The organism is Nocardia sp. NBC_00403, from assembly GCF_036046055.1.
Lineage (GTDB): Bacteria > Actinomycetota > Actinomycetes > Mycobacteriales > Mycobacteriaceae > Nocardia.
In genome coordinates, this window is sequence record NZ_CP107939.1 from 2,030,562 (window position 1) to 2,044,678 (window position 14,117).

The 14,117-nt window shown below is 65.4% G+C and carries 14 protein-coding genes; 6 read left to right on the forward strand and 8 right to left on the reverse strand.

What is annotated here, in order from left to right; all coding sequences use genetic code 11:
• The first annotated feature begins 53 nt into the window (after positions 1 to 53).
• Entirely contained in the window at positions 54 to 1,121 is a 1,068-nt protein-coding gene (locus OHQ90_RS08970) for an AraC family transcriptional regulator (RefSeq protein ID WP_328409023.1), read from the forward strand.
• 3 nt (positions 1,122 to 1,124) lie between these two features.
• Here OHQ90_RS08970 and OHQ90_RS08975 read toward each other — a convergent pair whose 3' ends face one another.
• On the reverse strand, positions 1,125 to 1,904 hold the full coding sequence (locus OHQ90_RS08975; protein ID WP_328409024.1) for a metallophosphoesterase: 780 nt from the start codon (positions 1,902 to 1,904) through the stop codon (positions 1,125 to 1,127).
• A gap of 193 nt (positions 1,905 to 2,097) precedes the next feature.
• Positions 2,098 to 2,529 (reverse strand): MarR family winged helix-turn-helix transcriptional regulator, encoded by a 432-nt coding sequence (locus OHQ90_RS08980; protein WP_328409025.1) that lies wholly within the window; start codon positions 2,527 to 2,529, stop codon positions 2,098 to 2,100.
• Positions 2,530 to 2,609: 80 nt separating this feature from the next.
• Between OHQ90_RS08980 and OHQ90_RS08985 the strand changes: the two genes are divergently transcribed.
• On the forward strand, positions 2,610 to 3,254 hold the full coding sequence (locus tag OHQ90_RS08985; RefSeq protein WP_328409026.1) for a TIGR03086 family metal-binding protein: 645 nt from the start codon (positions 2,610 to 2,612) through the stop codon (positions 3,252 to 3,254).
• A 304-nt stretch (positions 3,255 to 3,558) separates the two neighbouring features.
• Here the strand turns inward: OHQ90_RS08985 and OHQ90_RS08990 are convergent, their stop codons facing one another.
• From OHQ90_RS08990 to OHQ90_RS09005, 4 genes are all read right to left on the reverse strand, one after another.
• Entirely contained in the window at positions 3,559 to 4,329 is a 771-nt protein-coding gene (locus OHQ90_RS08990) for an RluA family pseudouridine synthase (protein ID WP_328409027.1), read from the reverse strand.
• Between the two features lie 72 nt (positions 4,330 to 4,401).
• Entirely contained in the window at positions 4,402 to 5,406 is a 1,005-nt protein-coding gene (locus tag OHQ90_RS08995; RefSeq protein ID WP_328409029.1) for an adenylate/guanylate cyclase domain-containing protein, read from the reverse strand.
• A 130-nt stretch (positions 5,407 to 5,536) separates the two neighbouring features.
• A complete protein-coding gene (locus OHQ90_RS09000; protein WP_328409031.1) occupies positions 5,537 to 7,870 on the reverse strand; it encodes a galactose oxidase-like domain-containing protein in 2,334 nt (777 codons plus the stop codon).
• A 252-nt stretch (positions 7,871 to 8,122) separates the two neighbouring features.
• Positions 8,123 to 8,743 carry a PadR family transcriptional regulator gene (locus tag OHQ90_RS09005; protein ID WP_328409032.1) on the reverse strand — a complete coding sequence of 207 codons (621 nt, stop codon included), beginning with the start codon at positions 8,741 to 8,743 and terminating at the stop codon, positions 8,123 to 8,125.
• Positions 8,744 to 8,856: 113 nt separating this feature from the next.
• Here OHQ90_RS09005 and OHQ90_RS09010 point away from each other — a divergent pair, with 113 nt between their 5' ends.
• The 3 genes from OHQ90_RS09010 to OHQ90_RS09020 all read left to right on the forward strand — a co-directional run bounded on the left by OHQ90_RS09010 (position 8,857) and on the right by OHQ90_RS09020 (position 10,212).
• Positions 8,857 to 9,321: a hypothetical protein gene (locus tag OHQ90_RS09010; protein ID WP_328409033.1), complete on the forward strand. Its 465-nt coding sequence runs from the start codon at positions 8,857 to 8,859 to the stop codon at positions 9,319 to 9,321.
• Positions 9,322 to 9,434: 113 nt separating this feature from the next.
• Positions 9,435 to 9,665 carry a hypothetical protein gene (locus tag OHQ90_RS09015; protein ID WP_328409034.1) on the forward strand — a complete coding sequence of 77 codons (231 nt, stop codon included), beginning with the start codon at positions 9,435 to 9,437 and terminating at the stop codon, positions 9,663 to 9,665.
• 4 nt (positions 9,666 to 9,669) lie between these two features.
• Entirely contained in the window at positions 9,670 to 10,212 is a 543-nt protein-coding gene (locus tag OHQ90_RS09020) for a hypothetical protein (RefSeq protein ID WP_328409036.1), read from the forward strand.
• Between the two features lie 209 nt (positions 10,213 to 10,421).
• On the opposite strand, the gene OHQ90_RS09025 is transcribed toward OHQ90_RS09020, so the two are convergent.
• Both OHQ90_RS09025 and OHQ90_RS09030 read right to left on the reverse strand, forming a co-directional pair.
• Positions 10,422 to 10,994, reverse strand: coding sequence for a GNAT family N-acetyltransferase (locus OHQ90_RS09025; protein ID WP_328409038.1), 573 nt, complete (start codon positions 10,992 to 10,994; stop codon positions 10,422 to 10,424).
• Complete coding sequence (locus OHQ90_RS09030) at positions 10,991 to 11,263, reverse strand: hypothetical protein (protein WP_328409040.1); 273 nt, start codon at positions 11,261 to 11,263, stop codon at positions 10,991 to 10,993. Before OHQ90_RS09030 ends, OHQ90_RS09025 begins: the two co-directional genes overlap by 4 nt.
• A gap of 752 nt (positions 11,264 to 12,015) precedes the next feature.
• Between OHQ90_RS09030 and OHQ90_RS09035 the strand changes: the two genes are divergently transcribed.
• Positions 12,016 to 14,106 carry a hypothetical protein gene (locus OHQ90_RS09035; RefSeq protein ID WP_328409041.1) on the forward strand — a complete coding sequence of 697 codons (2,091 nt, stop codon included), beginning with the start codon at positions 12,016 to 12,018 and terminating at the stop codon, positions 14,104 to 14,106.
• Positions 14,107 to 14,117 lie beyond the last annotated feature (11 nt).

Here is a 14,117-nt window from a genome sequence, read left to right on the forward strand (position 1 = left end):
TTCCCTACCACTCTAGGACCGCACGGCACCGGGGATCGAGATTTTCGGCCATAATGGCTCCTGTGGAACGGGTGCAGGATCCGGGAATCCGCGACTGGAACTTCCCGCGCGGGATCGCCAGCGTGGTGCTCATGGTCGGCTATGCGGGTGAGCAGGGCGTGTCCGCGACGCGGATGCTCGCGGGCACCGGGCTGACCGAGGCGACGCTGCGGGACCCGGACGCGCAGATCGACGCGCAGATCGAGCTCGCCGTGGTGCGCAATCTGGTGCGTGAGCTGGCCGATTGTCCCGCCCTCGGCATCGAGGTCGGCCGCCGCTACCGGATCACCACCTTCGGGATCTTCGGCTTTGCCTGCGTCAGCAGCCCCACCCTCGGCGAGGCAATCCTGTTCGCGCTGCGTTATCTCGAGCTGAGTTTCACCTTCTGCCTGCCCGTCGCACAATGGCGGGCGGGCGAATTCGTCGCCTGGGTGCACGACGAGTCGATCCCCGCAGATGTGCGGCAGTTCCTGGTGGAACGCGACGTGACCGCCATGCACCAGGTCATGAGCGACTTGCTCGGTACGCCTGCCTCGCTCGTGCGCGCCGAATTCCGTTTCGCCGAACCGGCATACGCCGACCGGCTCACGGAGGTCTTGGGGGTGCGAGCGGAGTTCGGGCGTATGCACAACCTGTTCGCCATCGAGCCTGCGATGCTGGAACAGCCACTGCCGCAGGCGAACGAGCACACCTGGGCGATCTGTCTCGCACAATGCCGGGACCTGGTCGATCGCCGCCGTGCCCGCACCGGCATCGCGGCAGAGGTGCGCGAGTTGCTGGTGCCCGGCGGCGCCGACGGATTCGCCGCACCGGCCGGAATCGACACCATCGCACGCAATCTCAATATGAGCACCCGCACGTTGCGCCGCCACCTGGACGCCGCAGGCACCAGCTATCGAGCCCTGCTCGACGAGGTGCGCCGCGCCCTCGCCGAGGAAATGCTCACCGCCACACCGCTTTCGGTGAGTGACGTCGCCATCCGCCTCGGTTACGCCGAGTCTTCGACCTTCATTTTCGCCTTCAAACGCTGGACCGGTGCAACACCCGCTGCCTACCGGCGCGAGCGTGCGCTGCGGCGATAGCGGTCAGTTCGGTTGGACTCCGATCCAGCCGCCCATCGGAACGCTGCGGAAATGCGTTGTCATGCGGTGGTTTTCGTCGATGACGTGCAGGGCGAGGGCGGGATCCGGGGCGTAGTCCATCACGTGGTCGGGGAGGTCGAGTTCCCATTCGCCGCCGAGCACAGACGCAGTGCTCGGGGCCACGAGCAGCGGTCGCCCGGCGAAGGTCGTCGCCACCGCGGAGTGGGCGTGGCCGGTGACGACGCCGACGATGCGCTGGTCGCCGGCGACCAGTTCGGCGAGGCGATCGGGCTCGGTCAGTGAGATGTCATCGATGACAGGACTGAAGAGCTGGGCGGGCGGGTGATGCAGCGCGAGCAGTACGGGTGCGTCGGCGGGAGCCGTGGCCAGCACGCCACGCAGCCAGTCGTAGGTCTCGTCGCTCAGGCGGCCACTCGCCTGGCCGGGGATGGTCGAATCCAGCAGCGCGACGGTCAATTCGCCGACGCGGTGCGCGTGGTTGATCGGTGCGGTCGAAGCCGGTTCGCCGAGCAGTTCGGTGCGGAAGGCGGCGCGATCATCGTGATTGCCCGGAATGGCGTACACGGGGATATCGATGCGTAGCGCCGCGCGCGCTTCGGCGTACTGATCGGGCTTGCCGGAATCGGTGATGTCGCCGGTCAGCAGGATGGCGTCGGGCTTGCGTCGCAGGTCGGTGAGGAACGCCAGCGCCCGTTCGACGCGTTCGGCGTTGCGGGCGCCGAGATCGAAATGGGTATCGCTGACCTGAGCCACCAGGATCATCGCCGTTCGCTTTCTCTGGGGGATCGCTCCGTTGCGTCAGAGTGTGCCCGCGTCGTGTCGATGGCACGCCATCAGGCTAGATGACCTGCGCATTACGCGTCGCCATGAGGCTCGCCACCGGCCGAAACCATATCGGCGGTCTGTGTTGGCACTCACGCCCGCTGTCGCGACGCGGCCGGTGCGGTGGGCGACGTCATTGCTCGGTGGTCAATGCGGCCAGGGTCTGCAAGGCGCGCAGGAACGCTCGCCTATCCGCGGCGCTCAGGTGGGCGAGCAGTCGCTCTTCCTGCTCTTGGATCTCGCGTTGCGCGCGTTCGCGGGTGCTGCGGCCGGCGGCCGTCAGTGACACCAGGTGGGCGCGCCGGTCGGCGGGATCGGGTGCGCGGTGGATGAGCCCGCGCTGTTGTAGCTCGTCGAGCACGCCGATGATGCGGGTTTTGTCCGCATGGATCGCCTTGGCCAGTGCGGATTGGGTGTAAACGGGTTCATCGCCGAGCCCGAGTAGCACCACGTAGCCCCACATGGTCAGGTCGTGGCGCTCGAGCACGGGCAGCTCCGCCGCGACGAGCGCGCGGCCGAGTGGCCCGATCATCGCGGCGAGATCTGGGCGCTTGGCTTCGGGCATAGATAGAAAATACTGCTTGGCAAATCGTAAGCTTATGCATACGATATATGTGAGCTTATCATTTGGAGGAGGATCAGGATATGACCACCGATTCGGACGCCCGCGCCGAACTGCGCACCCTGGATGCCATCGGCGACGGTGCCGATCTGGTCGCGCTCGACGCACAGGCGGTGCGCACCAGCATCGAACTGGTATCGCACGTCACCACGGCCGATCTCGCCAAGCCCACCCCCTGCGCCGACTGGACACTGCACGGCCTGCTGACGCACATGATCGCCCAGCACTACGGGTTCGCCGCCGCTGTGCGAGGCGAGGGTGACCCGGAGCTGTGGAAGCAGCGCCGACTCGGCGACGACCCGGCCGAGGACTACCGTGTGGCTGCGGAACACGTCATCGCAGCGTTCGCGGAAGACGGTGTGCTCGAACGGAAGTTCCAGCTGCCGGAATTCACCACGGCCTTCGAATTCTCCGGCGCCCAGGCCGTCAGCTTCCACTTCATCGACTATGTCGTGCACTCCTGGGATATCGCCCGAACTCTCGGTAGGACAGTGAGTTTCGACGACAGCTTGCTGACCGCCGCGCTGGTCGTCGCAGAAGTCGTCCCGAGTGGCGCAGCCCGTCTTGCCCCCGGCGCCGCCTTCGCCCCGGAAGTCACCTGGTCCGGCGACTCCACCCTCGACGACATCGTCGCCTTGCTCGGCCGTTCCCCGAACTGGCCCCACTGAATCGATTCGTGGCCGCCGATCCGACTCGCAAAACGAGCTACATAATCAACTGTCTCGCAACGTTTGTCGGCTCGGCCGCGTTCGATGTCCCTGCTGCGACCGCGGGGCCGCCGACGCGGGGTGCGCTGCGGAGCTACACGTCGCGGAACAGTTCGTCGGGTCGGCTGCGTGGCAGCGCCGCGTGACCGGTACGGCTGCCGGCCCGACGATGGCCGCGGAATCGCGCGTCACACAACGTGTTATCGGCTCGGCCGAAGGTTCGATGTCCGGGCCTGCGACCGCACAGTCGCAGGCCCGGGGCGAATTACCTGTCGCGCAGCAGTTGGTCGGCTCGGTCGAGGATCGACTCGGCGTCGGGCTGCTCGGCGCGCACGGGGCGCCAGAAATCGGGGCCCGGTGTCGCCGTCAGCGCGAGCTCCGGGGGAGTGCGCCACGGTGCTGCCAGGCCGAGCTGCCATGAGTGCAGGTGCGTGCGCTCGTAGCGACCGGACTTGTCGAACAGCGGGTCGCCGGCGATCGGGTGCCCGATCCAGGCCAGGTGCACGCGGATCTGGTGGCGACGGCCGGTGATCGGGCGCAAGGCGAGCACCGTGTGGTCATCGGTGCGGTGGATCGTCACGAACCGGGTGATCGACGGATAGTTCTTGGTGTCCAACAGGTCTGCCGGGTCGGCGAACCAGCGATCCGCCGCGGTGCGGATGCTCTCGCGCGGCGCTGCGATACGGACCCGGTTCTTCCGTCCGACGCTCAGCGGCAGCTCGATGACCCCGCGGTCGGGCAGCCCCGTCGACTCGACGATTGCCAGATACGCCTTCTCTGCGGTCTGCTTGTTGAACTGCCTGGTCAACTGTCCGTGCGCGCCGAGCTCTTTGGCGAGCAACACCAACCCGGAGGTCACTTTATCGATCCGATGCACCGGATACAGCGTCTCGCCCGCCGCCGCGGCGGCCTCGACCAGATCGCTGTCGTGACGCTCCCCGGTCACGGAAATCCCGGCGGGCTTGTTCAACGCCACCACCGCCGCGTCCTCGAACACGACACACTGCCGCCGCACCTGCGCCCAGTCCACATCCACCCGACGAGCTTAGGGGCCGCATTTCCACGCCCGGCGACGAGTGGTGCCCGGCAGCGGCGAGGTTGTGGTTGGTTACCTGTTCTTGCCGTTGCGGCGCAGGGTGTGCGGGCGCAACCGGTTGAAGCCGCGGACGCGGACACTGCGGAGATTGCGGATGTCGAACTGGGGGTTGTCGGCCAGGGCAGTGGCGGCTTCGTCGTCGACGAGCACGGTGCCGGGGCGGGCGACGCCGGTGAGGCGGGATGCGATGTTCACCACGGAGCCGTACAGGTCGCCGAAGCGCTGTAGGACGGGCCCGTAGGCGACGGCGACGCGCAGCTCGGGGGTGCCGCCGACCATCATGGTGCTTTCCTGGATCGCCAATGCGATCCGTGCGGCATCGGCCGGATCCTCGGCGGCGAACATGACCTCGTCGCCGACGTTCTTGATCACCCAGCCGCCGTTCTCGGTGATCGCCGCGGTCGTGGTCGATTCGAACGCTTCGAGCAGCATCGCGAGTTCATCGGGGTGCAGATGCCTGGTCAGCCGGGTATAGCCGACCATATCGGCGAAGCCGACCGCCAGCTCGCGGACGGATTCACCCGCCGTTGTCCCCGGGTCGAGTGACCTGGCGAGCGCGGCAGCGAGGTGGCGGCGCCAGGCGTAGCCGTTGAGGTGTTCGAGCGTCGAAATCGCCGCTTCGGTGGCGGCGCGGACCGTATCGGCCTGGTCGGCGCCCGGCTCGGCCTCGGCAACGCGGGCGTTGATCTCCGCGAGCACCAGGTCGACCTGCCATTCCGCGAGCCGGGCCACGCCCTGGCCGAGGGTGCGCACCGTCGCGGCCTGCTGCCTGGCGTCGGCCGAGGACAGCACATTCAGCGCGCGGAAATTGCGGACCGCGGCAACATCGGCGTCGGTGTAGTCGACGGCGTCGTCGGCGACAGCGGGAAAGCCGAGCGCCGCCCACAGCCGCCCGGTGAGCTGCGTCGACGCCCCGGCCTGCGCGGCAACCTCGTTCCTGCGGTAGCGGCGTGGTCCGTCGAGCAGATACGACTCCACGACCGACTGCACCAGCTCGGAATTCTCGGTGGGAACCATGGCCGGTACCTTACGGCCACGGAGCCGGCGCAGGGTGTCAACCGAGCAGGGGAGGGCCGTATCAGCGTCAGGCCACAGTCCGGGCGAGAGCTGATCGTGGCCGATCACAAGGTCGGCATTGCGGCGGTGGTCAGCTCAGGTGCAGCCACTGCCCGGATGAGGGGATGCCCTGCTGGTCCACCACGCTGAGCAGATACCAACCCGGCGGTGCGAGCGCTGGGTTGGTCGGCAGGGTGAACGTGACCGAACCCGGTGCGGTGGTGGTGAATTCGAGGTCGACGAGGCGTTGCTCATTGTCGCAGGAATGGGTGCATGCGCTGGGGCGCATGAGGGCGGCTTCGCGGATATCGGCCGTAGTCGTTGCGGCGACTGTCGCGCCATAACTCGCTGCGGTGGTGGCCAGTTCGAGCTGCGGCCGCGGTCCGCGGAAGAGATAGGGCGGCCAGAAGATCTCGATCCGAAGTTCTTCGGTCTTGCGGGCCGGGTTCGAGCCCGCGGTAACCACCTTGCCGTCCGGGGTGAGCAACGCGATCGAGTGGTAGAGCCGGGGCACCCGGGAGGGCCCGGTGTGCATCCAAGCGCCCATCGCCGGATCGAAGATCTCGGCATGCGGCGGCGCGTCGTGCGCCATTTCCTCCATACCGGAGCCGCCGGTCGCCAGCACCGTCCGGTCCGGCAGGAGCACCGCGCTGAGATGCATTCTGGCGTGATCCATCGGTGGTGCGGGCTGATAGGCGGGTGTCGCAGCGGTGCAGTCGACGACCCTGGCATCAGCCAAAGCCGGTGCCGGACTGTGCATATCGAACCCGCCGCCGCCGAGGATCATCACCTGTTGGAGTTGGGCGGGCGGCAGCAGCACGCTTGCGGCCTGATTGCGGGAACCGGGGTCGGCGAGCCCCGGCACTTCGACGGTGGCGCCGGTCGTCGGATCCCAGATCGACGGGCGCATACCGTTGTTCGCGCCGTACTGGCCGCCGCTGTAGAAAAACCTGCCGTCGGCGAGCAGCTGCAGATGGCCGTACATCGGGATCGGGCCGGGTGTCGGTAGTGGGGACCAGGTTTCGGTGGTGTGGTCGAACAGTTCCGGAACCACCGAAAGGAAGTTGTCGGCGCCGAGGCCCGAGACCGCGAGCACATCGCCATTCGGCAGCGGCGCGAGCGTGGGGTACCAACGCCCGAAGGCCATGTCCGGCGCCGCGGTCCAGGTCAGTGCGATGGGATCGAAGATGAGCGCGTCCGGCAGTCCGTAGAACGGGTCGTATCGCTCGGTGCCGCCTGCCGCGAGCAGCCTGCCGTCCGGTAGGAATGCCTGTCCGACGCAGAACAGATCGATCGGGGTGTCCGGCGCGCTCATGCCGGGGTTGGGGTAATGCCAGACGCGCGTGCGGAATTCGTGCGCGTTGTGGCGATCCGGGTCATTGCCGGAACCAGCGAAGAACAGCACGTCTCCGGTGTGCAGGAGCGCGGCGTGCACCGGGTTGACCTCGGTGTCGAAATCGAGGATCCGCCACACCCCCAGATGCGCGGCATGCCGCAGATCGGTGTCGAGTTCGAGGACCCGCAGCAGGCCCGCATTGATGCCGGGCGGCGCATCGATGGTGAAAACCACCAACTCCGGCGCCGCATCCTCGGCATGCAGCACAGTGATTGCCGCACCTTGGTTTTCGTACAGTCCCCACTGCGGCACCGCCGCCCAGCCGCTCCAGCCGTCGACGGCATGCCCGGTGCTGTCCAGGCCCCAGCCGACGGTGTAGCGGCCCGCGTTGATGCCGTCGGGGTTGTCCACCGCGAAGACGATCAACTCCGGCCGGCCGTCACCGTCCAGGTCCACGGCCGCGACACCCGCGCCCTGATTTTCCCAGCCATACCAATCGGGCACCGCGACCCATGGCGTCCACTCGTCCACTGCGCCATCCACGGTCAGCCCCTTGGCCAACCGGAACTGCCCCGCATTCTGGCCGGGCGGATTGTCGACTGTCAGCACCACGAGTGTCGGCTGCCCGTCGATGCTGGTGAGGCAGATGTCGGCGCCCTGGTTCTCCCAGCCGTACCAGTCCTTCACCGCGAGCCACGGTGTCCAGCCGCCGGTCACCGTTCCGTCGGCGGCCAGGTCGCGCCCGATGCGGTAGTACCCCTGATTCTGGCCCGGCGGATTGTCGACCACGAACACCACCAGATCGGCTCGGCCGTTGCCGTTCAGATCCGCGACGGCGACTCCGGCGCCCTGGTTCTCCCAGCCGAACCAGTCGGGCACCTCCAGCCACGGCCCCCAGCCCTGCACCGACCCATCGGTCGCGAACCCGGTGCCGACCCGGTAGCGCCCGATATTCTGTCCTTGCGGGTCGTCCACCATGAGAACGACGACATCCGACGTGCCGTCACCGCTGACATCTGCGATCGCGATTCCGCAGTCCTGGTTTTCCCATGCTGCCCAGTCCGGAACCGGAACAAATTGTCCTGCCACGGGATCCATGGTGGTCGGTCACCGCGGATCCGGTGCGATCTTTTGTCCGATCTGCCGCAAGAGCCGACCGGCGACAACGTTGCGGCGTCGATGCTGAGCGGGCCGTGTGCGGAATCCGTTGGGCTGGTCGCGCTTCCGACTGTTCTGTTCAACACGACGGAGCTGCATGGTCCCAGGTACCGAGCCGGTGGCTTCGCGGGTCTGTTCGAGCTGGCGTCGTTGGCGGCGGTGTTGCTGCGAAAGTGGATGGTGCTAAGGCGTTTCCAGATGGGTGTCGTGATGCGGGACGAGTGATTCCCAGGACCATGTGAGAGTGCCCGCGGTCAGGTCGGCGATAACGCCTTCGAGCCAGCGTGATTCGGCCTCGGTGACGGCGCGCAGGTATTCGTCCTCCAGCATCACCACGCGTGGCAGTGCCATGGCGGCGGCTTGTTCGGCGTCGGCCGTCATCTCGGCGAGCTTGGCGCGCAGGGATTTTGCGCGGCGTTCCAGTTCGATGCGGGCGCCGTCCGGGCCGAGCAGCATCAGAAATGACAGTGCCGCAGGGAATTCGGGGTATTCGTTGCGTGGGTCGCCGATCATGTCGGCCAGCCAGGCGGCACAGGCCGCGCGGCCCGCTTCGGTGATCGCGTAGACGGTTCGCTCGGGGTACTGCTGGTCGCGTCCGGTCTCGCGAACGGTGACCAGTCCGGCGTCCTGCAATCTGCCGATCGTCTTGTAGAGCGCGGCGCGCTGGCTGACGTTGACCACCTTGTCCTTGCCCCACTCCTTGATCCGTCGCTGGATGGCGTAGGGGTGCATCGGCTCCAGATGCAGGATGCCCAGCAGCGCCATCGCCAGTGGAGACCGTTTGAACTGCATCGATGCTGTCATGACATCCATTCTAGTGGGACTCGGACAACTAGATTCATAGAGACTAGTTGCCAAGCAACTAGTCTCTATGTCACTATTAACTCATCAGCGAAGCCGCTCGAAAGGACACCGAAATGACCACCAAGCCCACCGCAGGCGCCACTCGAATCCACGTCGATCACGAGACTGCAAAGCGGCTCGGCAACTGGACCGACGCCAACACCTTCGAGGTCGCCGCCCGCTACGGCAGCCTCGTCATCGACCTGCGCTCCCCGCAGATCACCGGCGATATCGAGGTGCGTGCCGACCTCGACCACGCGATGGTCAAGCTGCTCGTCCCCGACGACGCCGTCATCGACCAGACCGGTGTGCAGTGGACCGGCCGCGGCCGGGTCAAGGACTTCGCCCGCCCGAAGGACGCCGCAGGCCGTGTCATTCGCCTCACCGGCACCAGCGCGCGCAGCGAATTCCGCGTCCACCGCGCGGGTGTCGCCGTTCTCTCGGCGATGTTCTCTCGCGAGTTCTTCGAAGACGCCCGCCGCGCCCGCCGCGAAAACCGCACCCCGACCGTCGCCGACCCCGCCAATACGCCGGCCTGAAAAGTCAAGTGCCCCGACCCTGAACCCATCGGGGTCGGGGCACTTCGCGTCGGGTCGCCAGGCTCGACACCGGCGCCGAAGCCGGCCTGCACCTGGTCACGGCCGCCGATCTGATGGCCCGTGCCACGATCTCGCGGCGCACCTGCTACGCACTGTTCGATTCGACAGCGGCGTGCTTCACCGCGGTGTTCGAGACAGTCGTCGAGATCGTGTTGGAGCATGCGTCCGGCGCCGGTATCGCATCGATCCGACGTGCTGACTCACCCGACCGTGGCGACGGCCTGTCCGAAGGCGTGCACCCTGGCCGTCTCGTGGTTGCGATGCCGGACGAGGCCCAGGCGTGAATCTTTGCGGACCGGTCTGCTCATCATCACGTTCCTCGTGGCCGGCCATTTCGCGGCATACACCTACGTCCGTCCGGTGTTGGAGGAGGTTTCGGGAGCACGCTCAGAAATGGTCGGCGTGCTGCTGCTGGTGTACAGAATGGCCTGTGTCGTAGGCAATTTCGTCGCAGGAAGCTATGTTGCGCGCGCCGAGAGCGACTCTTGTCGCGATCGGCACGGTGCTGGCGACTTCCGTGACCGTGCTCCCGACCCTGGGCGGATCGACGCTGGTCGCCGGACTGTTGGCGGTGTGGGTCTGACCTACACCGGCGTCTCCGTCAGCACTCTGACTTGGATGGTCGCCGCCGCCCCGAGCTTCCATGAAGGTGTATCCGCCTTGCTCGCCCGCGTTTTCAACGCCGGCATCGAGGTGGGCGCGCTGGTCGGCGGGCTCGCGGCGGACGGCGCCGGCATCACCTCGGTGATGTGGCTCGGCGGTGCACTGGCTGCTGCCGGGATGCTGACCTCCGCACTCGACAGCGCGCCGGTTGGCAGAAAGCGGAGCTAGCCGCCTCGTCCGGGAATTTCCAGTTCCCACCGATGGGAGTCGATGTCACGAGGGAAGCTGTTGTGCCGCAATAAACTTTCGGCTGCCGGTTCGACGGCATGTCGACAGGCAGCCGACACGGTGCCGGCATGGTCCGGACCGATAGGCGTAGACCCCGGGTGGCCTGGTGCAGGGCCCCCCGGGGTTGGTCGAGGGAATCGCTGCCGGTGTCAGGCTGATGGTGCATCCAGTCGATCCCAGCGCGCCAATAACGCGGCTCGAACTTCGCGGTTCATTATCATATTCTGCTGCCAGCCTACGAGCCCGGCCGCTACCATCGGCGGCGGAGTCGGCCCTGCCATCCCGATCGGGGTGAATCCGAGGTTTCGATGTGCGCCGTAGGCCTTGGTGCCGATTGTTGTGTTGGAGTGCACGGCAACGTCACCGAAGTACTCGAGTGCGGTGCGCATGAGGGTGCGAGCAACACCCGTGCGATGCAATTCGGGTGACAGATGCCAGGCATACAGCTGACCACTGCCGTCCGGTCGGAATCCCGCTTCTATGAAGCCGTTGACGACTCCCTCCGGTGTCCGGTGGACAAAGAACTTCACACCGGGGTCGGAGAGCCGTTCCAGGAAGTACGCCGGCTTACGGGTGGCCATATCCGCGATGAGTACCTCGACCCCGAGGTCCTTCTTGGTGCAATTGAGAATTCCATAGGCCGCACGACAACCTTCGAGAAGCACTCGGACGATGTCGTCCAGGTCCGAAACTGTTGCTTCGGTGACCTGAAACCTCTTCATGACGCGCGGATGAGCGGCGTCGGTATGCGAGAGTTGAGTGCCGATGCTCGTCGTGGCAGGTTTTCGATTCGAGGGCGACCGCCATGCCAGGCCTTGGTCGGCGTTGATTTCGCCACGGCACTCCAGATCGCACGCCACGGTGTTTCGAACCGGCTGATTGCAATTCTCGAAAACTTGTAACGGCGGCCAACGACATCGCAGGCCCTCCCGAGCTCGACAACAATGATATCTTTCACATCGATGAAGCCTTGGCATGGATTGATTCTCACGAACGCACCTTTCACGTTGCCGAAGCCCCCACGGCTATTACGATGTCGTGCACATCGGTTCTGATCGGCTCAATGATGATAGGGCATTCCTGGGTGTGGGAATGACGTGTGCAGAACAATTTCGCTATTGCTGGGCTGCATTAATAGAATTATGTCATTTCGGGCCAAATTGTTTTGCCACCAAATACGTGCGACTCACGAGTTCCGGCGCGCGGATGGCCTCAACGCGCCTGTGGCGGCCTCAGGCGGTGCCTCAACCGACGTCGGGTCCATTTATCAACGCCCACAGCGCAATCCAACACACAACCAACGTCCGCAATGGCCCGGTCCAACCCCTTCGCTGCCGGAACCTCAACGGCCGCAACCTCGATGACGCCGCCGGTTCCGTGTCAGCCTTGTGACGCCCGTCGCTGTAGCGGAACATATAGCAGCAGAGGCGATTTCATCGATGTGACCCAGCCCACGCAGCGCACCAGCGGCTTTACCTCGATGCTCTCCGGGCATCACCGTGTGTTCACACGGATGTCTTGCAACATTGCCTATTACAATCGTGGACCCCGGTTTAGGGTTTACCTGTGCCTCGCTCGGGAGTCGGACAGCAGACACGATCTCTCAACGACATTTTTCGCCGTGCGTTTGCCGGACTTCGGTGCTTGCTATTTACCTTCGATCGCGGAGTGTGGCGGCGAAGAGTGGCGTGGTTCGGGCTGATGTTTTGTGTCTTTATTGTATTTCCGGGCGCCGTCGGAGCCGTGGCCACCGCGCAGAACGAGGCGGCGAGCGCGTCGCCGGGAGTCTCGGAGATCGATGGACTGAGCTGGATGAAAATCCGTGACTCGTCCGGTGTTCCGCTGGCCGGCTACCAGTTCAGTACCAACCATGGTGGCCCGTTCAACGCGGGTGCCACGATTCTGTGGGCCATTCTCGGCCTGGAGTTCATCGGCTACATGGCCATCGTGACCACGGCGATCTGGTTGATCGGGTTCGCGTTGAGCTTTCGATGGCTGGATATGTTCGGCTCGGCATTGCGCGGCGTCGCCGACGCGTTGACCGGCCAGATCGCGACGCCGATGATGCTGGTGACGGCGGCGGCGATCGGCGCGTTCTTCGTGGGCTGGTTCATCGTCCGCGGCTATCACTCCAAGGCAACTGTGCAGGTTGTCACCATGGTCGCAGTAGCGATACTCGGACCGGTGGTCCTTTCCGATCCGCTTGCGGATGTGTTGTCCTCGGACGGGTTACTTGCACAGGGGCGAAACGTCGGTATCTCGGTCGCAGCAGGTTTGAACGGCAACAACCATCCGAACCCGACGCAATTGGTTGCAACGATGCAGGGGGACCTCGCGGACAATTTCGCGCGGCGTCCGTTGCAGGTGTGGAATTTCGGGCATGTGGTCGACGAGCGTCCGGCATGCCGATCGGCTTGGTCGGCCGGTGTCGCTTCCGGCGACGACGAGCGGATCAAGAACGGCATGAAGGCGTGCGGAGACACCGCGGCCTATGCCAAGGCCGACAACCCGACCATGGGTCAGGTCGGCACCGGGCTGATGCTGTTGATCTGCGCCGGGATTCTGTTGATGTTCGCGGCGTATCTGGCGATCAAAGTCATCAAGGCCGCGCTGGATGCGCTCTACCACGCTTTCATGTCGATCTTCGGTTTCGCCGCAGGTGGTTTCGTCTACGGGCCGACGCAGACGTTCCTGGTCCGCAATATCGTGGACAGCTTCGTCGCGGCGGCCAGGATGACCGCCTTCACTGTTTTCCTCGGGGTATATGTCCTGTTCCTGGGTAACCTGTTTCGGCAGGCGCAGGGGCAGGTCATGGCAGTGATCATCATCGCGGGCGCGGCCGAGATCGTCGCCATCTCCCAATTGAAGCGACTCAGCCGCAGCCTCGACAGTGGCAATGAATGGATCGCCAACCGATTTGCTCTGGCGATACAAGGCGGCCAGACCAGATCCACCAGCGGCGCCGCCGCCCTTGGTATGGGGAGCAGCCGTGCGAGCGCGAAGAGTGGAGTGGGAACGGTAGCGAGCCTTGCCGCCCTCAATACCATCAACAGCTCGCCGATCACCGCGTGGCTCGCCGGAGGCGTCGGTAGTCCATTGAACCCGCTCGCGCGCGGGCGTAAAGACGTTGACCGTACCAACATCAACGTCGCACCCAAACGGCAGGAATCGCACACCTGGAACCAGTTGGCTCGAGACAACTGGAAGTCGATAGTCGCGGGAACCAGCAAGTCGGAGGGTATCAATACGGAGCTGGCGGTCGCAAAAGCGTTGAAGAACTTGGAGGACAGCAAGATTCCCGGCGCGCAGTTGCCTGCTGCGCTGTTGGCCGCTGGAGCGAGTCACGGCATGGTCAGCAGCGCCATGCGCGCATCGAGCGCCCAGAAATCGAGTATGTCGCAGAACCCCTACGGGTTCGCGCCTCTGCAGAAAGCCGTCGCCGCCGCGCGAGCGGTGCAGAATCATGTCGGCGACGAGGCGCATATGTCCTTCGCCGCCCAGGCTGTGGTGTCGGCGGACAGCTTCGCCAGGCACGTCAACGAGCCGGCGCCGGGCGCTGTGATCGACCACAATTTTGTCAGAACCGTTGAACAACACTGGGATTCGGACAAGGCGCTGCGCGCCGCGATCACACCCGAAGAATGGAACAAGGTCGGGCGAGACACCCGCTGGGCTATCGGGAACAAGGTGGCGACGCTGCATCAGGAGGCGGCGCACGAGTACCTCGCCAACCCCTCCGATCTCAACCGTGCTCGGCTGATGGCGTCGGTCAAGAGAGTCTCCAACCTCGACCACTTGGAACCCAACGGCGGCCTCGACCCCTGGGACCCGTAGCCGCATCGGGG